The organism is Terrihabitans soli, assembly GCF_014191545.1.
In the GTDB taxonomy this organism is placed as follows: domain Bacteria; phylum Pseudomonadota; class Alphaproteobacteria; order Rhizobiales; family Methylopilaceae; genus Flaviflagellibacter; species Flaviflagellibacter soli.
Genome location: NZ_AP023361.1, coordinates 1,944,528 through 1,964,552, shown reverse-complemented (window position 1 = coordinate 1,964,552; position 20,025 = coordinate 1,944,528). Strand labels below are relative to the sequence as shown.

The 20,025-nt window shown below is 61.9% G+C and carries 22 protein-coding genes; 14 read left to right on the top strand and 8 right to left on the bottom strand.

The features are described from left to right. Positions 1-121 precede the first annotated feature (121 nt). On the top strand, positions 122-862 hold the full coding sequence (locus IZ6_RS10160) for a rhomboid family intramembrane serine protease (protein ID WP_222874947.1): 741 nt from the start codon (positions 122-124) through the stop codon (positions 860-862). Positions 863-937: 75 nt separating this feature from the next. Further along, the gene (locus IZ6_RS10155) at positions 938-1,369 is read left to right on the top strand and encodes a CBS domain-containing protein (protein WP_222874946.1); all 432 of its coding nucleotides are present in this window, start codon (positions 938-940) and stop codon (positions 1,367-1,369) included. Here the strand turns inward: IZ6_RS10155 and hisI are convergent. Beyond that, entirely contained in the window at positions 1,366-1,821 is a 456-nt protein-coding gene (hisI, locus tag IZ6_RS10150; RefSeq protein ID WP_222874945.1) for a phosphoribosyl-AMP cyclohydrolase, read from the bottom strand. The genes IZ6_RS10155 and hisI overlap by 4 nt on opposite strands. Positions 1,822-1,825: 4 nt before the next feature. After that, on the bottom strand, positions 1,826-2,452 hold the full coding sequence (folE, locus tag IZ6_RS10145; protein ID WP_222874944.1) for a GTP cyclohydrolase I FolE: 627 nt from the start codon (positions 2,450-2,452) through the stop codon (positions 1,826-1,828). Positions 2,453-2,621: 169 nt separating this feature from the next. Here folE and IZ6_RS10140 point away from each other — a divergent pair, with 169 nt between their 5' ends. The 3 genes from IZ6_RS10140 (at position 2,622) to thrS (ending at position 5,396) form a co-directional block, all read left to right on the top strand. Next, entirely contained in the window at positions 2,622-3,065 is a 444-nt protein-coding gene (locus IZ6_RS10140) for an iron-sulfur cluster assembly scaffold protein (protein WP_222874943.1), read from the top strand. A 27-nt stretch (positions 3,066-3,092) separates the two neighbouring features. Continuing rightward, entirely contained in the window at positions 3,093-3,362 is a 270-nt protein-coding gene (yidD, locus tag IZ6_RS10135; protein WP_420825547.1) for a membrane protein insertion efficiency factor YidD, read from the top strand. 78 nt (positions 3,363-3,440) lie between these two features. Beyond that, positions 3,441-5,396: a threonine--tRNA ligase gene (thrS, locus tag IZ6_RS10130; RefSeq protein WP_222874942.1), complete on the top strand. Its 1,956-nt coding sequence runs from the start codon at positions 3,441-3,443 to the stop codon at positions 5,394-5,396. Here thrS and IZ6_RS10125 read toward each other — a convergent pair. Then, on the bottom strand, positions 5,350-6,330 hold the full coding sequence (locus IZ6_RS10125) for a hypothetical protein (protein WP_222874941.1): 981 nt from the start codon (positions 6,328-6,330) through the stop codon (positions 5,350-5,352). The genes thrS and IZ6_RS10125 overlap by 47 nt on opposite strands. Positions 6,331-6,458: 128 nt before the next feature. Between IZ6_RS10125 and IZ6_RS10120 the strand changes: the two genes are divergently transcribed. From IZ6_RS10120 to IZ6_RS10110, 3 genes are all read left to right on the top strand, one after another. Then, positions 6,459-7,019 (top strand): nitroreductase family protein, encoded by a 561-nt coding sequence (locus IZ6_RS10120; RefSeq protein ID WP_222874940.1) that lies wholly within the window; start codon positions 6,459-6,461, stop codon positions 7,017-7,019. Positions 7,020-7,112: 93 nt separating this feature from the next. Continuing rightward, entirely contained in the window at positions 7,113-8,090 is a 978-nt protein-coding gene (locus IZ6_RS10115; protein ID WP_222874939.1) for a transglycosylase SLT domain-containing protein, read from the top strand. A 1-nt stretch (position 8,091) separates the two neighbouring features. Continuing rightward, on the top strand, positions 8,092-9,228 hold the full coding sequence (locus IZ6_RS10110; RefSeq protein WP_222874938.1) for a DUF2336 domain-containing protein: 1,137 nt from the start codon (positions 8,092-8,094) through the stop codon (positions 9,226-9,228). Here IZ6_RS10110 and IZ6_RS10105 read toward each other — a convergent pair whose 3' ends face one another. The 3 genes from IZ6_RS10105 to IZ6_RS10095 all read right to left on the bottom strand — a co-directional run bounded on the left by IZ6_RS10105 (position 9,229) and on the right by IZ6_RS10095 (position 11,351). Then, entirely contained in the window at positions 9,229-9,792 is a 564-nt protein-coding gene (locus IZ6_RS10105; RefSeq protein WP_222874937.1) for an Hpt domain-containing protein, read from the bottom strand. Further along, complete coding sequence (locus IZ6_RS10100; protein WP_222874936.1) at positions 9,792-10,337, bottom strand: response regulator; 546 nt, start codon at positions 10,335-10,337, stop codon at positions 9,792-9,794. Before IZ6_RS10100 ends, IZ6_RS10105 begins: the two co-directional genes overlap by 1 nt. A gap of 108 nt (positions 10,338-10,445) precedes the next feature. Further along, positions 10,446-11,351 (bottom strand): LysR family transcriptional regulator ArgP, encoded by a 906-nt coding sequence (locus IZ6_RS10095; RefSeq protein WP_222874935.1) that lies wholly within the window; start codon positions 11,349-11,351, stop codon positions 10,446-10,448. A 110-nt stretch (positions 11,352-11,461) separates the two neighbouring features. Here IZ6_RS10095 and IZ6_RS10090 point away from each other — a divergent pair, with 110 nt between their 5' ends. Next, entirely contained in the window at positions 11,462-12,367 is a 906-nt protein-coding gene (locus IZ6_RS10090) for a fatty acid desaturase family protein (RefSeq protein WP_222874934.1), read from the top strand. A gap of 47 nt (positions 12,368-12,414) precedes the next feature. Then, on the top strand, positions 12,415-13,029 hold the full coding sequence (locus IZ6_RS10085) for a LysE/ArgO family amino acid transporter (RefSeq protein WP_222874933.1): 615 nt from the start codon (positions 12,415-12,417) through the stop codon (positions 13,027-13,029). Positions 13,030-13,053: 24 nt separating this feature from the next. Here IZ6_RS10085 and IZ6_RS10080 read toward each other — a convergent pair whose 3' ends face one another. Continuing rightward, the gene (locus IZ6_RS10080) at positions 13,054-13,875 is read right to left on the bottom strand and encodes an NAD kinase (RefSeq protein WP_222877603.1); all 822 of its coding nucleotides are present in this window, start codon (positions 13,873-13,875) and stop codon (positions 13,054-13,056) included. A gap of 103 nt (positions 13,876-13,978) precedes the next feature. Between IZ6_RS10080 and cutA the strand changes: the two genes are divergently transcribed. Further along, entirely contained in the window at positions 13,979-14,299 is a 321-nt protein-coding gene (gene cutA / locus IZ6_RS10075; protein WP_222874932.1) for a divalent-cation tolerance protein CutA, read from the top strand. Here the strand turns inward: cutA and IZ6_RS10070 are convergent. After that, a complete protein-coding gene (locus IZ6_RS10070) occupies positions 14,296-15,270 on the bottom strand; it encodes an MBL fold metallo-hydrolase (protein ID WP_222874931.1) in 975 nt (324 codons plus the stop codon). The genes cutA and IZ6_RS10070 overlap by 4 nt on opposite strands. Positions 15,271-15,470: 200 nt before the next feature. On the opposite strand from IZ6_RS10070, the gene IZ6_RS10065 reads away from it, so the two are divergent. The 3 genes from IZ6_RS10065 (at position 15,471) to IZ6_RS10055 (ending at position 20,019) form a co-directional block, all read left to right on the top strand. Next, entirely contained in the window at positions 15,471-15,686 is a 216-nt protein-coding gene (locus tag IZ6_RS10065; protein WP_222874930.1) for a hypothetical protein, read from the top strand. An 11-nt stretch (positions 15,687-15,697) separates the two neighbouring features. After that, entirely contained in the window at positions 15,698-16,768 is a 1,071-nt protein-coding gene (locus tag IZ6_RS10060) for an ROK family protein (RefSeq protein ID WP_222874929.1), read from the top strand. Between the two features lie 161 nt (positions 16,769-16,929). Continuing rightward, on the top strand, positions 16,930-20,019 hold the full coding sequence (locus IZ6_RS10055) for a PAS domain S-box protein (protein WP_222874928.1): 3,090 nt from the start codon (positions 16,930-16,932) through the stop codon (positions 20,017-20,019). Positions 20,020-20,025 lie beyond the last annotated feature (6 nt).

Genomic DNA, 20,025 nt, shown 5'->3' with positions numbered 1-20,025 from the left:
TCTCGAACCATAGGCAGTCACAGTTAACGATCTGTGATGGTGCTAAGGTTGCGCCAGCACGCGCCGCGCGCTTGCTTTTCGTTCGCAACCGTTACAAGTCATGACGAGAGAGCTTTTGGTTTTGGAACCGTCCCGCGAACCTTTGTTCAACACACCGCCCGTCGTCGGCTGGACGATTGCGGCGCTTGTGGCGATTCATGTTGCGCGAAGCCTGGTTCTCGGCCCTGCCGAAACCGATCGTCTGCTCGAACTCTTCGCCTTTATCCCGGCGCGCTACGATCCGGCGGTGAGCGAGGCGTTTCGCGGCGGGCTTGCCGCCGATATCTGGACCTTCGTCACCTATGCCGGCCTGCATGGCGATTACATGCATCTCGGCGTCAACTGCATCTGGCTTCTGGCCTTCGGCAGCGCCGTTGCGTGGCGCTTCGGCGCCAAACGCTTTCTCGCCTTCATGGCGGCAACAGCGGCCGCCGGCGCTGCGACGCATCTCATCATGCATTTCGGTGAGCCCAATCCGATGATCGGCGCCTCCGGCGCGATCTCGGGCCTCACCGCGGCTGCGGTGCGATTTGTGTTTGAAGCGGGTGGTCCGCTCGGAGCCTTCCGGCGGCGGGGAAGGGCGGCGTTCGCCGTGCCTGCGGTGCCGCTCATCGATGTCTTCCGCTCGCCGCAGATCATGGTGTTTGTCGGGATCTGGTTCGGAATCAATTTGCTTTATGCGCTCACCGCCTGGATCGGCGGCGGTGCATCGCCCGTTGCGTGGGAAGCGCATATTGGCGGATTCATCGCCGGTCTCGTGCTTTTCCGGCTGTTTGACCCGCGGCTTCCCTTCGGCGTTTTCGAACTTCGCCGCAGAGCTTGATCGCGCCGCCAATCGGCGCGATCATTTGCCCGATCCTGTCCATATTTAACGAGACAGGGATACGGGAGAACCCAAATGCATGTTGCAGCCATACTCGACATCAAGGGACGTGACGTCGTCACGCTGGACCCCGATAAAACTTTAGCCGATGCGGCAAGGCTTCTCGCCAAGCGCTCGATCGGCACCGTAGTCGTGACCGCGGGAGACGATATCATTCTCGGCATTCTTTCGGAGCGCGATATCGTCCGTGCGGTGGCAACGCTCGGCGCGGGTGCCTTGGAAGCACCGGTCTCGGCGCATATGACCCGTTCCGTGAAAACCTGCGCCGGTCCGGATGCGCTGCGCTCGATCATGGAGCGGATGACGGCAGGACGCTTCCGCCACATGCCGGTGATCGAACGCGGCCGGCTTGTCGGCATCATCTCGATCGGCGACGTCGTGAAGAGCAGGCTCGGCGAGCTTGAGGCCGAAGCGAGCGCGATGCGCGATTACATCGCCTCGGCTTAAGACTTGTAGACCTTCGCGGGATCGAAAGCGCGTCCGGCATCGACGAACTCAAGCGTCGCCGATCCGGAATTGCCGCCGAGCGCCGATGCCTTGCGATAAAAGCACGACACGCGCCCCGTATGGCACGAGGCGCCGCTCGCCGCGACCTGAACCTTCAGCAGAATGGCGTCCTGATCGCAGTCGACGCGCAGCTCCGTCACGGTCTGAACGTGGCCGGACTCTTCGCCCTTCTTCCAGAGCTTTTTGCGCGAGCGGGAATAGTAGTGCGCTTCGCCTGTTGCGATCGTTTTCGACAAGGCTTCGGCGTTCATGTGCGCCACCATCAGGACATCGCCTGAGGTAGCGTCGGTGACCACGCAGGTCACGAGCCCGTCAGCGTCAAAACGCGGTGCAAGAACGAGACCCTCCTCGACATCCGCTTTGGAGCCGGGAGCCGGGAAGGGCGTGCTCATGCGATCAGCGCTGCCCGCCGCGGACGAGGGAGATGAAGCGCACCTGTTCCGCCGGATCCTCCGCGAAGAGGCCGGTGAAGCGCGTTGTCGTCGTAAGGACGCCCGATTTCTTGATGCCGCGCATCGCCATGCACATGTGCTCGGCTTCGACGAGAACGGCGACACCGCGCGGCTTCAGCACGTCGTCAATCGCTTCGGCGATCTGCGTCGTCAGATTTTCCTGGGTCTGGAGGCGGCGGGCGAAGACATCGACCACGCGGCCGATCTTCGACAGGCCGACAACGCCGTCCGTCGGGTAATAGGCGGCGTGCACCTTGCCGTGGAACGGCACCATGTGGTGTTCGCAGTGCGAATAGAAGGGAATGTCCTGGACGAGGACGATGTCCTGGTAGCCGCCGACATCCTCGAACACCCGCTCAAGGACCGCGCCCGGGTCCTGCTTATAGCCGGCAAAAAGCTCGGCATAGGCGTTCACGACGCGTTTGGGGGTGTCTTTCAGGCCTTCGCGGTTCGGGCAGTCGCCCAGATAGGAAATCAGGGTGCGCACGGCCTCTTCGGCCTCTTCCCGGCTCACTTTCCGGCCAGCGTCGACCGCTTTAAGTGCCGGGTGCTGTTTAATAATCGCGTCCATAAAACCTTCCCAGGGAGGCCCCCTCAGGCCGCCGGTCCGAACTCCACGCGGTGCATATCGCACGGCGCGCCGCACACCTATATAGTGATGAACCCGAAAGCCGCAAAAAGGGTTACGGCCAGCTACGGCCGGAAGAAACCCCTAAATGGGGGATGCGGCCGGGAAGACCATGCTTAACGACATCTACAACCGTCGAATCCTCGAACTGGCCGCCGGCATCCCCCGGCTGGGCCGGCTCGACCATCCGGACGCCTCGGCGACCGCCCATTCCAAGCTCTGCGGCTCGACCGTGACCGTCGACCTGAAACTGGAGGGCGGCAAGGTCACGGATTTCGCCCATGACGTGAAGGCCTGCGCCCTCGGCCAGGCTTCGTCCTCGATCATGGGGGCGCTTATCGTGGGTTCGACCCCGGACGAGCTGCGCAAGGTGCGGGAACAGATGCGCAAGATGCTGAAGGAAGGCGGCCCGCCGCCGGACGGCCGCTGGGCCGATCTTGCGGTGCTCGAGCCCGTGAAGGATTACAAGGCGCGCCATGCCTCGACGCTTCTGACCTTCGATGCGGTGACGGATGCCCTTGATCAGATCGAGGCCCGCAAAAAGGCGGCGGAGTAGGCCCTGAAGGCGATCATCCTCGCGCCGGTGCGGTTCTACCGGCTGTTCATCTCGCCGCTGCTTGGCGTCAATTGCCGCTATGAGCCCTCATGCTCGGCCTATGCCGAACAGGCGGTGAAGCAGCACGGCGCCTGGGCGGGCGGCTGGATGATGACGGCGCGTCTGTGCCGCTGCCATCCGCTGGGCGCGGCCGGCTACGATCCCGTGCCGGAGAAATTGCCCGATTCAGGACGCTGGTATATGCCGTGGCGCTACGGTCGGTGGACCGGCCGCCACATGGTGCATCGCTTCGACTGAACTGAGAGGCGTGCATTTTATCAAATCGAAACCGCTTACCTGCTTGGTTCGCAGGGGTGAGCCTGAGGTTTTTCTTCCATGCCCATTCTGACCTTCCCCGACGGTGCCGCGCGTGAATATCCGGCCGGCATCACCGGCTTCGATATCGCCAAATCCATCTCGCCTTCTCTCGCCAAGCGCACGGTCGCAATGGCGCTCGATGCCAAGCTCCACGATCTGTCCGATCCCATAAACGCCGATGCGAAGATCGAATTTGTCGGACGCGAGGAGCCGCGCGCGCTCGAACTGATCCGCCACGATGCGGCGCATGTTCTGGCGGAGGCGGTGCAGAGCCTTTTCCCCGGCACGCAGGTGACGATCGGCCCCGTCATCGAAAACGGCTTCTATTACGATTTCTATCGCGAAGAGCCGTTCTCGACGGAGGATCTTGCCGCCATCGAAAAGAAGATGCGCGAGATCATCGCCAAAGACGCGCCGTTCACCCGGGAAGAATGGTCGCGCGACGAAGCGAAGAAGTTTTTTGCCGGCAAGGGCGAGACCTTCAAGATCGAACTCGTCGATGCCATTCCGGCCGGCGAGACGCTGAAGATCTACAAGCAGGGCGAATGGCTCGATCTGTGCCGCGGCCCGCATATGACCTCGACCGGCAAGGTCGGCAATGCGTTCAAGCTGATGAAGGTCGCGGGCGCCTATTGGCGCGGCGATTCGAACAATCCGCAGCTGCAGCGTATTTACGGCACCGCTTTCGCAAAGCAGGAGGAGCTCGATCTTTATCTGCATCAGCTCGAAGAGGCTGAAAAGCGCGATCACCGCCGCCTCGGCCGCGAGATGGATCTCTTCCATTTCCAGGAGGAGGGGCCGGGCACGGTGTTCTGGCATCCGAAAGGCTGGACGCTGTTCCAGGAACTGATCGCCTATATGCGGCGCCGTCTGCGTCCGCTCGGCTATCAGGAAGTCAACGCGCCGCAGCTTCTCGACAAATCGCTCTGGGAAACTTCGGGCCATTGGGGCTGGTACCGCGAGAACATGTTCGCGGCTCAATCGGCAGGCGATGACACCGAGGACGAGCGCGTCTTCGCCATCAAGCCGATGAACTGCCCGGGCCATGTGCAGATTTTCAAGCACGGGCTGAAGAGCTATCGCGATCTGCCGCTGCGCCTTGCCGAATTCGGTTCGGTGCACCGATATGAGCCGTCGGGTGCGATGCACGGGCTTCTGCGCGTGCGCGCCTTCACGCAGGACGATGCGCATATCTTCTGCACCGAAGAACAGCTCGCCGACGAGTGCCTGAAGATCAACGATCTCATTCTGTCGACCTATGAGCATTTCGGCTTCGACGAAATCGTCGTGAAGCTCTCGACGCGTCCGGACAAGCGCGTCGGCACCGATGAAGCCTGGGATCATGCGGAACAGGTGATGGCCGAAGTCCTGCGCGAGATTTCGCGCCGCGGCGGCAATCGCATCAAGACCATGGTCAATCCGGGCGAGGGCGCGTTCTACGGCCCGAAATTCGAATATGTGCTGCGCGATGCCATCGGCCGCGACTGGCAGTGCGGAACGACGCAGGTCGATTTCAATCTGCCCGAACGGTTCGGCGCGTTCTATATCGGCGCCGACGGCGAGAAGAAGGCGCCGGTCATGGTGCACCGCGCGATCTGCGGCTCGATGGAGCGCTTCCTTGGCGTTCTGATCGAGAACTATGCCGGTGCGTTCCCGCTCTGGCTGGCGCCGACGCAGGTTGTCGTCGCAACGATCACCTCGGATGCGGATTCCTATGCGCAGGAGGTCGTGGCGATGCTGACGAAAGCGGGTCTCAGGGCCGAAGCCGATCTTCGCAACGAGAAGATCAACTACAAGGTCCGCGAACATTCGCTGGCGAAGGTTCCGGTGCTGGCGGTGGTCGGCCGCAAGGAGGCGGCGGAGGGCATGCTGTCGATCCGCAGGCTCGGCTCGCCGGATCAGACCTCGGTGAAGCTCGAGGCGGCGCTTACGGATCTATTACTGGAGGCCCGCCCGCCGGACCTGCGCGCTTGACGGCAGCGACATCGACGCCGATGGCGCGTCCGGACTGAACCTTGAATTCCTGACTGAAGATCGTTCCGTCGTAGCGGGCGATGGCGACATAGTCGCCTTCGTTGAGGATGACGTTTTTCAGATCGGTCAGGGTTTCGGCGACGACGTCGCCGGCCGGTGTCAGAAGGCTCCAATTGGCGTCGCGGATCTCGGCGCCGTTCGGCGCGACGAGGCGCAGATCAACCTTGCCGGCTTTGTGCATGACGGAAGCTTCCGTCAGCTTGCCCGGCTCGACGCGCACTTCCGATACGATCTTCGCGTTGACCTGGCCGTAGGTGGAGGTGACCTGATAGGAGCCCGATTTCAGGCGCAGGATTTGTCCCGCCTTCACGGAACCTACGAGTTCTTCCTTGGCGCCGTCCTGTGCGTGAATTTCGAACGACAGATCGCCGGGCGGGATGATCTTGTCGCCGATCGCGCCGGAAAAGCGCAATGCACCGGCATTCAGAACCACCTGTTCGCTGACCGATTGCGTGCCGAGCACGACATGGCGCGTTGCGGCGGCAAGGCCGTACGAGACGTGGACGATATAGCCGCCCGGATCGAGCGTGACGAAGGGCTTGGCGTCCACCGATTCGAGAACGAGCGCGTGATTGCCGTTGAGATCGGGCTGATCGGAAAACACGCGCCAGCGCAGGCCGGTCTCGATGGCGGCGGAGTTTTCGAAATAGAGCGCCGAGAGGCTGAGCACCGTTTTCGTCAGCGAACCCGGGCTGACAGGCGACAGGGTCGGCCCGCCGCGCCGCGCATCGGGCATATCGAGCGGCGAGGGAATGTCGATCGGCAGCCCCTGAGGGGCGAGCGCGGGCGCATCGATCCCCTGGGCGAGAGCGCCCGAGACAAGAACCGGAAAAAGGACGGCCGCGGCAAATGCGCGGGCGGTGCGGATCGGCATGGGCAATGGCTTTCCCGAAAACCGCGGCTTTTGCAAGACAAGCAGGATAAAGGGGGCGTCCGATAGTGGGCGTTGCCGTGGCCCCCTTCATTTGCCAAACAGGCAGCCCGATTGAGGATTTTCAGCCCATGACCGAACCCGCCGATCTTCTCCTCCGCCGCCGCTCCGTTCCGGCCTTTATGCTGCGCGCGCCGGGGCCCGATGCCGGCCAGATCGAGACGCTGCTGACGGCCGCAAGCCGCGTGCCCGATCACGGCAAGCTGGTCCCGTGGCGGTTCATCCTGGTCGAGGGTGAGTTCCGGGCGCACCTCGCGGAAAAGCTGGCCGCGGTCGAGCTTGCGGCGGGAACCGACCCTCAGAAGGTTGCCGACAACAAGAAGAAGTTCGATGCGCCGCTGACCGTGATCGTGGTCAGCCGGGCCGGGCCGCATGTCAAAATTCCGGAATGGGAACAGGTGCTGTCGGCCGGCGCCGTCTGCATGAACCTGATCCTCGCCGCCCATGCCCTTGGCTTTGCCGCCAACTGGCTGACGGGCGCGGCCATCTATGACCGGGCTGGCGCCGATGTTCTGGAGCTCGCGCACTCCGAAAAGGTCGCCGGGCTCATCTTTATCGGCACGGCCGATCAGGCGCCGCCCGACCGGCCGCGGCCGCCCCTCGACGAGATAGTAAGCCGCTGGCAGGGCTGAACACTAAAGCTCCATTAACCATCGGTTTACCATGACGGGCCGAAGGTGGGATTGCCCGGAAAAGGGCGATTCCAACCGGTCGGTTTTGACTCGATGAGCGTCTGGTCCGTCAGCGATGTGACGCAGGGCATTACGGGGACGCTCCGTAAGGCCGCTGAAGCCACAGGTGCGGGCTTCGACTACCTCGTCAAAACGGCGCAGCGCGAGTCGAGCATGAACCCGAGCGCGAAGGCGAAGACGTCTTCGGCCGCCGGCATGTTCCAGTTCACCGAGCAGACCTGGCTGCAGACGGTCAAGGAATCGGGCTCGAAATACGGGCTGAAGAACGAAGCGGCGGCGATCGCGAAATCCGCGAGCGGCCGCTACAGCATCGCCGATCCGAAAATGCGCGAGAAGATTCTGGCGCTGCGCTACGACACCGAAACCTCCGCGCTGATGGCCGGCGAATTCACCGAGAACAACAAGAGCCAGCTGACCACCGCGCTGCGCCGCCCGCCGAGCGAGGGCGAACTCTACGCCGCGCATTTCCTCGGCGCGCAAGGCGCGATCGATCTTATCCGTCTGGCCTCGGTAAAACCCGAGGCGAATGCGGCCGCTCAGTTTCCGGATGCGGCATCCGCCAACCGTTCTATCTTCTACAGCCGCGGCAAGCCGCGCAGCGCCGCCGAGGTGCTGGCCAAGATCACCAACAAGCACGACAGCGCGCCCACGCCCGATGTTCCGGCCGAAACCTATTCGCCGCTTGTGGCGCAAGGGGCGGCGAGCTTCTTCACCAATGTCGCGCCGACCCGCGTTCAGAATCCCGGGGCCGACAGCCCGGTTTTTTACTCGATGTTTTCGACGACGCAGCGCCCGCCCGTGTCTTCGTCCGTACGCGCGCTTTGGTCCGATCTGACTCCGGCATCGGCTTTACCGGCATCGACTGTACCGGCCCCGAGCGCGCCGGCTTCGACTGAGCCGAAGAAAGCCTCCGTATCGGATGCCGCGCCGGTCAAGCCGCCGCTCGATCTTTCCTCGTTCGTGACGTTCGGCGGCGCGAAGGGGAAGGGCCGGGGAGCGGGGAATATCTGAGATGATTGTGCAGCGCTTTCTCGAATGGGCGGCGACGGCTCCGGCCGCGCAGCGCGCCGAAGGCGCGGGCGCCCTGGCGCGCGCCTTTCTCTATTCGGGCCTCGACACGGCAAACCGCCAGGCGGCGGAAGCGGCGCTGACGCTGATGCTCGACGACAATTGCGTCGATGTCCGGCGCAGCATTGCAGAAGCTCTGGCGCCGTCTCTGCTTGCGCCGCATCACATCATTCTTGCACTGGCGCATGATTCACCGGAAATCGCGGTGCCGGTTCTCATCCTGTCGCCGGCGCTGACCGACAGCGAACTCATCGACATTCTGCCGGTGCGCGGCGAGGAGGAGCAGTCGGCCATTGCCGCGCGCGAGAGCCTGTCGCCGGCGGTTGCCGCCGCCATCGCCGAAATCGGCACGCCGCTCGCCTGTGCGGTTCTGGCGCGCAATCCGCAAGCGGCGATTACCCCTCGCACCAGCGCGCGTCTCGTTGAGCGCCATGGCGGAGAAGCCATCGTGCGCGATGCGCTGCTCGACCGCAGTGATCTGCCTATCGGCGAGAGGCAGAAGCTTCTTCTGAAGCTTGCCGAGCGGCTCGGCCACACGGCGGTGATGAGTTTCAGCCTCGATGAGGAGCGCGTCCGCCGCATGACGCAGGATGCGTGCGAGCGCGCAACGCTTGCGCTGATCGACGAAGAGCCTTCGGCGGTCAGGCCGCTTGTCATGCATCTGAGGCGTACCGGCCAGCTGACGACCGCGCTCGTCCTGCGCGCGCTTTTGAACGGCGATCTCGATTTCGTCGAAGCAGCATTCAGCGAACTCACTCAGGTTCCGCTCGAGCGCGTGCGCCGCATGCTGGAAGATCCAAGGCAGGCCGGTTTCCGCGCGCTCTATAACGGTGCGGGTTTCCCGCAAACGGCCTTTGCGCCGTTCCGCGAGGCGCTCGATGCCTGGGCCGATCTCAGGGATTGCGGCGTCACGGGAGCGGCGGCCCGCCGCCATGTGGCGGAGCGTGCGCTGAGCATGGCCGATATCGAGGAACTTGGCGGCGCGGCCGAGCTGATGAAGCGCATGGCGGCCGATGCGGCGCGCGAACTTGCGATGGATACGCTGCGCGCCGAAACGCAGCGGCGCCTCGTTGCAGCCTGATCAGTAGACGTCGGCGGTGATTTTGACGAAGCGGTCGACGCCGATAATGGCTTCGCGCGCCGAACGCAGTTCGGCGACGACGCTGCGGGCGACCTTGTCGCTGCCGTCGCGGACATCGTCACGGACGACGGCGCGGATGGCGTCGATATGGGCGTCGACGAGTTCGATGACCTGGGCGTTGATGTCTTCGGCGCCGTCGAGAAGATCGCACAATCCGTCGGCGATTTCGCCGGCCAGCGGATAACCGAACGTGCGGCCCTGGCCGCGGATATCATGCGAGGCGCGATAGAGGATCTGCTGGTTGTCTTCGGCCTGCGGCGCTTTATGGAAGCTTTCGCGGGCCGCTTCGAGCTTGTTCGTTTCCTCGTGCATCCACGAGGAGAAATCTTCGGCGAGCGCGGCAAGCGCTTCTTCGGCCTTCTCGAGCGCGGATGTGTCGAAACCGTCTTTGCTGCCATTGCCGCCGATCGACATTGCGCGGTCGCGCAAAGTGGTCGGCGGGATGATGACCGAGTGGTCCTTATGGACGATCGTTTCCGGCTTTTTTTCTTTTTTCGGCGGCATTACATGGCTCCGCGCGCTTTGTTGTAGAGCGGCTGCTGTTCGATAACCTCGACATCGCCGCCGGTGCGGCGTTCAGGGCCCACATAATTCGCGCTCGGGGTACGGCGGCGATCGGGGCCGAAATAGTCTTTTGTCTGCACGAACGGCCGCGGATTGACGACGACGTTCAGGATGCGCTGGTAGAGCGCTTTGGCCGAGATCGGTTTGCAGAGGAATTCGGTGACGCCGGCGTCGCGGGCACGCAGGACGCGGCTTTTTTCCGAATGGCCCGTCAGCATGATGATGGGCGCGTAGGGGTTCGAATTGGCGCCGGGTTTGCGGATCATCGCGGTCAGTTCGAGCCCGTCGAAGATCGGCATGGCCCAGTCGGTGATCACAATGTCGGGCAGATAGGTCGTATAGGCCTCGAGGCCGGCGGCGCCGTCTTCGGCTTCATACACTTCGCGGGCGCCGAAACCGTGCAGCAGCGTGCGCAGGATACGCCGCATGTGCGCGTTGTCGTCGATGACGAGAAACCGCAACTTGTTGAAATCGACCCGGATCATGCCTTCCTCGGCGCCCCTTAGGGGAAAACCTGACATGAGGGGGTTAACGCAAGGTTCGTTGCCTCGGGTTTGAGGCGTGTTTTAGCCGCTGTTCCGGAGGTTTGGCCCTTAAGCCGGATCGGCCATCAGTTCCTCGCGGGCAACGTCCAGGACAATGACCGACAGCGCGCGCATGGTCTGGCCGGCATTGACGCTGTACTGCCAGTGCAGGGGGACGTTCACATTGCTGCCGGGCTTCATCTCGACCAGCGTGCCGTCATCGATATAGGGACGGGCCGAGATATCGGGCAGGAGGCCCCAGCCGACGCCGTCGATGCAGGCCTGCTGATAGCCGATGAAGGACGACATATAGTGCGGCGTCAGCTTCGCCGTGCTGTTGAAAACAGCCCTTATCCAGTTGTCCGAAATACGGTCTTTGCGGTCGAAGATAATCGACGGCGAAGTATTCAGGGCTTTTACATTGATCCCCTCAGAGAAATACTTCGCGATGAATTTCGGTGTAGCGACAGCGACATAGGCTAAAGAACCTATCGTCACAATGCGAAATCCATGCACCGGAACCGCATCGGCCGTGACCGCCGCCAGCGCCTCGCCTTTGCGCAAATAATCGGCAGTGTGCTCCTGGTCGTCGTGAACGATGTCGAACAGAATTCCGAGTTCGTTGGCCGCTCGCGAAACTACTTTGGGGAACCAAGTAGAGAGGCTGTCGGCGTTCACCGCTATTCTTATGGTTGCATGTTGTCCAGCCAATTGACTGCCCTCGCCCTGTAGGTTTGCAACCAGATCGTGCTCGAGCAGCTGCACCTGCTCGATATGGCGGAACAACTGGAAGCCCGCTGCTGTGGCCGTACAAGGCCTTCCGCGCACAACAAGAATTGCACCGACTCGCATTTCAAGAAGCTTAATCCGCTGCGACACGGCGGAGGGCGTGATGCTCAATACTTCGGCCGCCCCTTCAAAAGACCCTTCCCGAATGACGGCGGCGAGAGCTCTCAGCAGATCGTAATCCAGCACAGATGCTAAGCCCCTCTAATCTTGCGAAAGCATGATTAATTTTACTTACGTATGCAACTGAGAATAGTTAAGAATTCGTTTACGTACAGTAGAGTTTGGGGCGTCGTGTCATGTCCTACATGCCGAGTAAAAAATATTACATGGATGCGTTTCGTGCACTGTCAAAAGATTCGCGCACGGCGTCAACCTTTATATTAGCATCATATCCGCTACAAATAGTAATTGCAGTAGCTTTAGGAAGCTATTTTTTGCACTTAGATTCAAATTTTAGCTGGATTGTTGCGATTCTTGCGGCGCTTTTCATTGGAACAAGATTTCGCGGTATCAACAATATTCTTCACGAAACAAGTCATCTTAGTTTTACAGCAGATCGCGGTGATAACATCCTGTTCGGGCGTATCGCTGCAGCTCTCCTGTTGAAGACCTACGAGTCCTACAAAGTCGAGCATATGAGCCATCATGTGCATCTTGGGGATTACGAACACGATCTTGATTTCCACAAGTTGCAGAAGTTTAAACTGGAAGATGAGTTGACGCCGAAAACTATCGCCCGGCATGTAGTCACGCCGCTTCTAGGTCTTCACATCACAAGCTATGTCGGGTTCGACATGTCGTGGAAGGATGGCCGAGTATTCGGACTGTTGAAGATTGTTCTTCTCCTCGCGACAACTGCCTATGTCTTGATCGACCCGGTTTCAGCTTTGCTGTTGATCGTATTTCCGTTTGTGTGGGTTTATTCAGCACTCAACTATTGGACGGATTGTATTGATCATGGCGGGATCCTGGAATCCGGCCACGAACTCGAGCAATCTCGTAACGTAATTGTTAATCCGGTCCTCCGTTTCTTTCTCTTTCCCAGGAACGACTGCTATCATCTGATCCATCATCTGTTCCCGGGCGTTCCGGTCAATCACTTCGACCGTGTCCATGAGGAGCTGTTGCAGGATCCCCAATACCGAGAGGCAGCGGGGCGCCAGATCATCAGCTCCGGGCATGCCGCCCCGAGCCAAGCCTGACGCAAGGTTTTAGAGGGGTGCGTGTGCCGTTTCTGAGGGGGCTGGGCATGACCGCCAGCCTGATCGTCGCGATCGGGCCGCAGAATGCCTATCTGCTGAAATATGGGCTTTCGCGCGCGAACTTCGTGTTCGCGATCGCGGCCATTTACGTCGTCATCGACGTGGCGCTGATCACGCTCGGCGCCATCGGCGTCGGCACGATCATCGCGCAATATCCTGCCCTCAAGCTCATCTTCGCCTGCATCGCCGTCCTCTTCTTCCTGGGGTTCGGCATTGCCAGCATCCGCAAGGGGTTGAAGGCGGGCAAGATCGAAAAGGTCAAAGTGCCCGGCGCGGCGGCCTATTCGACGGCCATCCTGCTGTCGATCGCAAATCCCGGCGTCCTGTTCGACACCATCGTCATTATCGGCGGGCTCGCCGGCCAGTACGAGCATCTCATCGACCGCATCGCCTTTTCCGCCGGCGCGGCGGCCGCATCCTTCCTGTGGTTCTTTGCGCTGGCCTCGATCGCCTATTTCTGCGGCGGCTGGTTCACCGACCGGGCCTGGAAGGCGGTCGACATCATCATCGGCGTTCTGATGCTGGTTCTGGCCGCAACCATCGTCCATGACGCCTGGCGGCTTGCCGAACAGATCGGACTGTTCGGAACAACGAGCGTCTGACGAAAGGCGTTAGCCCCAGCCGCTCTATCCAAGAGCTGCCGCTGCAAACTGCTCGGCGATAATCCGCTCTTCCATGCCGTGATCGGGATCGTGCAGCATGACCATGCTGCGGTCGCGGTCGAGGCGCACGACGACTTCCACAGCGTTGCGGAATTCGGTGTGATCGGCGACGGCCGAAACCGGCCGCTTGATCGCGTCGAGCACGCCAAAGCGCACTTCGGAACGGTCGGGCAGGAGCGCGCCGCGCCAGCGTTTGGGCCGGAACGGATTGAGCGCCGTCAGCGCCAGAAGATTGGCGTTCAGCGGCAGGATCGGGCCATAGGCCGAATGGTTATAGGCGGTCGAGCCGGCGGGCGTTGCAACGAGCGCACCGTCGCCGATCAGCTCCTTCATGCGGATCGTGCCGTCGACCCACAGTTCGAGCTTGGCTGCCTGATAGGTCTGCCGGTAGAGCGAGACTTCGTTGATGGCGCGTGCGAAGTGGCGGTTTCCGTCGGTGTCGAGGACGTGCATGACGAGCGGCTTGATGCGCGTCGGCACGGCTTTCTCCAGCCGTTCGATCAGGCCTTCCTCGCGGAAGTCGTTCATCAGAAAGCCGACCGTGCCGCGGTGCATGCCGTAGATCGGCGTGCCCTTTTCCATGCGGTTGTGGAGCGTCTCGAGCATCAGCCCGTCGCCGCCCAGCGCCACGACGACATCGGCCTCGTCGAGCTTTACGGTTCCGTAGGTATGGATGAGGCGGCGGGCGGCCGTGCGGGCTTCGTCCGCCCCGGACGAGACGAAGGCGATCTTGTTGAAGCGCGGCGTGGCCGGGGGTTCGGCCTCCTCAGGATGGAGCCCGTCCACGATCAATCCATCCAGAGACGTCGATATCGGCACTGGGTCCACCCGGATTTCATTCGCACTCTCGTATACGCTAGGCGTAACGGCAGCCTTAACGGAGCCTTATATGCAGGAAACGGTCCTCGTCTATACCACTTGGCCATCCGTGGAGCAGGCCGAAAATGCCGGCCGGCGCCTGGTCGAGCAGAAGCTCTGTGCCTGCGTTAATATTCTGCCGGGAATGGTGTCGGTCTATGCCTTTGAGGGCAAGATCGAGCGGGGCGAGGAGGCGGTGATGATCCTGAAGACCGCCCGGGACAGGTCCGCCGACCTGATGCAAGCGGTGCGAGCGGCGCACCCATATGACACGCCGGCCATCATCGAGCTTCCGGTTTCGGCGATCGATCCGCGCTACGGCGCCTGGATCCTCAGCGAGAGCCGGGCCTAGAGAAGCGGATCCCAGGCCGACGGCACGAACTCATAGCCGTCGCCGTCCTTGGCGATATGGCCGGTCGCCGGGAAGGGGAAGTGATAGCCCTGAACCCGTGTCCGGTCGGCCGACGCCATATCGAAGATCTTCCGGCGCGTGTCCTCGGCCTTTGCCGCATCCATATCGAACACCGCATGCCAGCCCGGGTTCTTCACGAACAGCGCCGGGTGATTGGACGTGTCGGACAAAACGAGGAGCTGGTCCGTCCCCGAGCTGATGCGGAAGGCCATATGACCGGGCGTGTGTCCATACGCGGCGACGGAACTGATGCCGGGCACGAGCTCCTTGTCGGCTTCATAGCGCTTCACATCCTTGGCGATCGGCCCGAATACTTTTTGTGCGTTGGCAAAATTTTGTTTCAAGCCTTCCGGCGCGCGGCTGGCGGTGCCCTCATCCATCCAGAACGCCCATTCGGGTTCGGGCACCTGGACCTCGGCATTCGGGAAAGCAAGCTCGCCTTCTTTGGTGCGCAGGCCGAGAATGTGGTCGCCGTGGAAATGCGAGATGATGATCGTGTCGACGGCTTTCGCATCGAGGCCTGCCGCTTCCATGTTCTCGATCAGCATGCCGGCCGTCGGCGCCAGCTGGCCGCCGGTGCCGGTATCGATCAGAACGACGCGACGGCCTGTATTGACGATCAGCTGCGTATAGGGAATCGGCAGTTTGTCGGTCGGCAGAAAGGCCTTGTCGAGCGCGCTTTTTACCTGTTCGAGCGGCGCATTTTTAACGAACCCGTCCTGGATCGGACGCAGGCCCGCGCCGTCATTGATGGCGGTGAGTTCGAATTCGCCGATCTTGTAGCGGTAGATTCCGGGCACCTGGCGGCCGGCGGCGGGAGCCGCGGCGCGTGCGCCGGGTGCCGATGCCAGCGGGGTTGCAGCGGCGGCGGCCAGCGCGCCAAGCGCAACGCGTCGGGTGAAATCGCTCATATCCAACTCCTGATAGGCGTCCTGCGAACGGGCGGAGATTGCCCGTTTCGTAACGGTTCGGGCGTCACGTCTTCGTGACGCAAAATTCGGCTCGGAGTGTGCCCGAACTTTCTTTCTGAGGGCAAGGAACGGGTGCCCAGTCAAGGCGTTGAGCTTCATCGTCATGCCGGCGTCATGCGGCATCGGGCAGGGAGCTGGCGATGAATATTGGCGAGCTGACTAACGAGCAGTTGCAAAAAGCAATTACCGGGCGACTGACGTCCGGCGAACTCGATCTCCTGATGCGGGAGGCGGGACGGCGCGGTCTCGATATCAAACTGACCTATGAGGAGTATCACGGCGCCAAACAGGAAAAGGCGCTGGTGATCCGCTCCTGCATCACGTTCCAGCCGATGCTGGCCGGCGCGGGCCGCTGAGCGGAGGCGCCATGAACGATCAGTCCACGGCGCCCGTCATTGCAGCTCATGGTGCAGCGCAGCTGCCCTCGGTCGTCCTCGACAGTTATAATGTCGAGATCAAGGACGATAAGGGTTTTGTCGGCGACCGCGCCTCCAATCGCGCCTTCCGCGCAACTCTTGAAGAATGGCGCAAAGCCGTGCGCAAGAAGGACGGCGATCCGCTTGGCGAAGACCCGAGTACGGACATTTCCAAAAAGAAAATCGATAAGGCGCTGAGCGGCGACGATCTGATTGCGGCGGGTGTCGTGCTCGGTGCGGTCGAAGATTTTTCGCAGGCGCTTGCCGCAGTGATCCGCCGTTTTCTGAAATTGAAAGATTGGAAGGATACCGAACGGATCGTCATCGGCGGCGGCCTGCGCGAAAGCCGCGTCGGCGAGCTTGCGATCGGCCGTGCTGCGGTTCTGCTGAAGGCGGCCGACAAGATCGATGTCGATCTTGTCCCGATCCGTCATCATCCCGACGAAGCGGGGCTGATCGGCGCCGCGCATCTTGCGCCGTCCTGGCTGTTTTCCGGCCATGACGCGATACTCGGCGTCGATATCGGAGGCACGAATTTCCGCGCCGGGATCGTCAGCCTCAATCTCAAAGAGGCGAAGGATCTCTCCAAGGCGTCGGTCGCCGCCTTCGAGCTATGGCGGCATCGCGATGAAAAGCCGACGCGCGAGGACGCGGTGAAAAAACTTATCGGCATGCTCGAAGAGCTCATCGCCAAAGCCGGCAAGGACAAGATCAAGCTTGCGCCTTTTATCGGCATCGGCTGTCCGGGAATCATAAATGCCGACGGTTCGATCGAGCGCGGTTCGCAAAACCTTCCCGGCAATTGGGCGTCGAGCAAATTTCATCTGCCGACGCTCCTGCGCGAGGCCATCCCTGAAATCGATGGCCATGACACGGCAATCGTCATGCATAATGATGCCGTGGTTCAGGGATTGAGTGCGCTGCCGGGCATGCAGGATGTCGGGCATTGGGGTGCGCTGACCATGGGGACGGGGCTCGGTAATGCGCGGTTCACCAACCGTGCGAGCCAATCGGCAGGCTGAGCTCCCGCAAGGGGATGACAAATCGAGCCGGCGCTTATCATATAGCGGGAGTCCGCCGGCTTGCGCTGCGGCTTCCGGCGTCGCTCGAATGCTGTGCAATTTTGCAAGTTTTTTCAGTGATTTCCGTGTTTTTCTTCCAATCCGCACGAGGCGCGTGAGACTTGGCCCACGAGGCGAACGGCACGACGATCCGGGGCAGGCTTGTTCTTCTGACCCTTGGACTTCTGATCCCCGGTCTTCTGATCGGGGCCTATCTCCTGTGGGATTCGTACCGCAATGCGCGCACCGCGTTCGACCGGCAGCTGCTGGGCACGGCGCGTGCCCTGTCACTCGTCGTCGACCGAGAACTCGGCCAGGCGGCAGCGCTCAATCAGGCGCTTTCGGTTTCGCTCAATCTGCAGACCGGAAATTTGAAGGGCTTCGACGAGCAGGCGCGCAAGGTCGAGCATGCTGACAATACCTGGATCATCCTCAGCGACGAGGACGGCAATCATCTTGTCAATACGCGCGCCGCCTATGGCGCGCCGCTGCCGAAATCAGATCCTGCGGCGCGCGATCTCTGGCCGGAGATGAAGCAGGGCCGCACGGTGGTTTCGGGCCTCTTTGAAGGCGCCATCGTCAAACAGCCGGTAATCACGGTGACGACGCCGGTCGAAGTCGGCGGCCATGTCCGTTACGCGCTGTCCTTTGCCATGCTGCCGAGCGTCCTCAATCGCATTCTCGCCGAGCAGGATCTGCCCGCGGGTTGGATCGGCAATATTCTTGACAAGGATCAGAGCGTGGTCGCCCGCAGCATGGGCGGCGAGAGCATGATCGGCAAAAAGCCGAGCCCGGCCGTCGCCGAGAGCATCGCCAAGATCGACAATGCGGTGGTCGAGAGCCGCTCGTTCGAGGGCGTGCCGACGATCGTCGCCTATAGCCGTTCGCCGCTCTACCGCTGGACCTTCGGGGTTTCGGTGCCGCGCTCGCAGGTGATCAGCGCCATTACCGGTAATCTTCTCTTGGCGGCGCTCGGCGGTCTTGCGCTCCTGATCTTCGCGGCGCTGATTTCGGTGCGCGTGGCGCGCTCGATTTCGGAACCGGTCGAGGGACTGGTGCACGCCGCACAAGCCCTCGGACGCGGCGATCCGGTCGTACCGCCGAAGACCGCGATCCGCGAACTCAACGCCGTGTCCGAAAGCCTCGTGAAGGCGCAAGATGAGCTTTTGCTGCGGACGGTCGATCTGCGCTCAAGCGAATCCCGCCTTCGCCTCGCGGTGCGGGCGACGGGCCTTGGCATCTGGGACGTCGATGCGGAAACCGGGCGGCGGAACTGGTCGCCGGAATTTCTCGGCATTCTCGGCCTGCCGCCCGGCAGCAATGCCGATCCGGAAATCTTCCTTGCGCAGGTTCATCCGCAGGACCGCGAACGCGTGCACGAGCGCTCGAAGGCGTTTTTCCGCGGCGAAACCGGCGGCAAGTTCGACGCGGAGTTTCGCATCCTGCGTGCCGATACCGGCGAAGAGCGCTGGGTAACGATCTCCGGACGCCTTGCGCCGGAAGGATCGGGCAGCCAGCTGCGCGGTTCGGGTACGATGATGGACGTCACCGAGCGGCGGCTGGTCGAAGACAGTTTGCGCGAAAGCGAAGAACGCTTCCGTTCGATGGCCGATACGGCGCCGGCGCTGATCTGGATGACGGATCGCGACGGCGCGATCAGTTTCGTCAATCGCTACCACGAAACCTTTTTCGGCTATCCCGCCGAGCATCTCATGGGCGATGCCTGGCTCGTCGTCATTCATCCCGATGATGCGCAGAGCTTCATCGAGGATTTCAAGAACGCTTTTGCCAGCCGCAAACTCTGGCGCCGCGTGGTCCGCGTCCGCGACGGCAAGGGCTCGACGCGCTGGCTGCGCTGCGAAGGCGCGCCGCGCACGGCAGGGCCGGACGGCGAATTTCTCGGCTATGTCGGCTGCAATGTCGACATCACCGAAAGCAAGCTCGCGGCGGATGCACTTGAGCATCGCATCGATGAACGCACCGGCGAACTTGCCGCCGCAAACCGCCAGCTTGTCGCGCAGATCGAAGAGCGCGAACGCGTCGAGGCGACTTTGCGGCAGGTGCAGCGGCTCGAAGCCGTCGGCCAGCTGACCTCGGGCGTCGCCCACGACTTCAACAATCTTTTGACAGTGATCCTCGGCAATCTTGCTTTCGTCGAGCGCGGCGCGACCGACGCCGCACTGAAAAAGAAACTGTCCAATATGCGGATGGCGGCCGAACGCGGCGCTTCGCTTGTTTCGCAGCTTCTCGCGTTCTCGCGGCGCCAGCGGCTTGAGCCGAAAGCCGTCAATCTCAACGATACCGTCAACAATATGCGCGAGCTGTTGCAGAGCTCGATGGGCGGCAGCGTTGCGGTCGATATCGTGCTCGAAGACGATCTGTGGCCGGCGCTCGTCGATCCGACACAGATCGAACTCATCATCCTGAACCTTGCCATCAATGCGCGCGATGCGATGGAAGTCGGCGGCCTGCTCAAGGTCGAGACGAACAATGTCACCCGCCGCGATGCGCCGCAGCGGGTCGAGGAGCCGGGACCGGGAGATTATGTCGTCGTCGCCGTCACCGATTCCGGTTCGGGCATGAGCGAGGATGTGATGTCACGCGTCTTCGAGCCCTTCTTCACAACCAAAGAAGTCGGCAAGGGATCGGGCCTCGGGCTCAGCCAGGTGTTGGGTTTTGCCAAACAATCGGGCGGCGGCGTTCGCATCGATACGCGCGAAGCCCGCGGCACGACCGTCAGCGTCTTCCTGCCGCGCGCACCGGCCGAGAGCGGGACGAAACCGCGCAAGAAAACCGTCGAACTGCGCGCGGTAAAAAAGATCGAAGCGCCGTCGATCCTTCTTGTCGACGACGACGATCTCGTGCGCGAAGTCACGGCCTCGAAGCTCGAAGAGTTCGGCTATAAAGTGATCCAGGCGGAGAACGGTCCCTCGGCGCTATTGGCCTTCGAGCAGGATCCGGCGATCGATCTTCTGGTGCTTGATTTTGCCATGCCTGGCATGAACGGCGCAGAGGTCGCGCGCGCCGCCCGCAAAAGACGTCCGGACATCCCTTTGATGTTCGTCACCGGCTATGCCGATCTGTCGGCGCTCGGCGAGTTCGCAAGCGAACCGACGCTGCACAAACCCTTCCGCGACGAGGATTTGCGCAAGCACGTGTCGGCGCTTCTCAAGGGCGGTGCGAAGCCGGCCGAAGCCGGCAGCGCGGCCTGATTAAGA

Bases quoted from the DNA above. Each gene is read 5' to 3' on its own strand.
- IZ6_RS10120 (WP_222874940.1), top strand. From the start codon at position 6,459: ATGACCGAACCCGCCGATCTTCTCCTCCGCCGCCGCTCCGTTCCGGCC.
- IZ6_RS10110 (WP_222874938.1), top strand. From the start codon at position 8,092: ATGATTGTGCAGCGCTTTCTCGAATGGGCGGCGACGGCTCCGGCCGCG.
- IZ6_RS10140 (WP_222874943.1), top strand. From the start codon at position 2,622: ATGCTTAACGACATCTACAACCGTCGAATCCTCGAACTGGCCGCCGGC.
- IZ6_RS10100 (WP_222874936.1), bottom strand. From the start codon at position 10,337: ATGATCCGGGTCGATTTCAACAAGTTGCGGTTTCTCGTCATCGACGAC.
- IZ6_RS10125 (WP_222874941.1), bottom strand. From the start codon at position 6,330: ATGCCGATCCGCACCGCCCGCGCATTTGCCGCGGCCGTCCTTTTTCCG.
- IZ6_RS10085 (WP_222874933.1), top strand. From the start codon at position 12,415: ATGACCGCCAGCCTGATCGTCGCGATCGGGCCGCAGAATGCCTATCTG.
- IZ6_RS10065 (WP_222874930.1), top strand. From the start codon at position 15,471: ATGAATATTGGCGAGCTGACTAACGAGCAGTTGCAAAAAGCAATTACC.
- IZ6_RS10090 (WP_222874934.1), top strand. From the start codon at position 11,462: ATGTCCTACATGCCGAGTAAAAAATATTACATGGATGCGTTTCGTGCA.
- cutA (WP_222874932.1), top strand. From the start codon at position 13,979: ATGCAGGAAACGGTCCTCGTCTATACCACTTGGCCATCCGTGGAGCAG.
- IZ6_RS10060 (WP_222874929.1), top strand. From the start codon at position 15,698: ATGAACGATCAGTCCACGGCGCCCGTCATTGCAGCTCATGGTGCAGCG.
- thrS (WP_222874942.1), top strand. From the start codon at position 3,441: ATGCCCATTCTGACCTTCCCCGACGGTGCCGCGCGTGAATATCCGGCC.
- IZ6_RS10070 (WP_222874931.1), bottom strand. From the start codon at position 15,270: ATGAGCGATTTCACCCGACGCGTTGCGCTTGGCGCGCTGGCCGCCGCC.
- IZ6_RS10115 (WP_222874939.1), top strand. From the start codon at position 7,113: ATGAGCGTCTGGTCCGTCAGCGATGTGACGCAGGGCATTACGGGGACG.
- IZ6_RS10105 (WP_222874937.1), bottom strand. From the start codon at position 9,792: ATGCCGCCGAAAAAAGAAAAAAAGCCGGAAACGATCGTCCATAAGGAC.
- folE (WP_222874944.1), bottom strand. From the start codon at position 2,452: ATGGACGCGATTATTAAACAGCACCCGGCACTTAAAGCGGTCGACGCT.
- IZ6_RS10155 (WP_222874946.1), top strand. From the start codon at position 938: ATGCATGTTGCAGCCATACTCGACATCAAGGGACGTGACGTCGTCACG.
- hisI (WP_222874945.1), bottom strand. From the start codon at position 1,821: ATGAGCACGCCCTTCCCGGCTCCCGGCTCCAAAGCGGATGTCGAGGAG.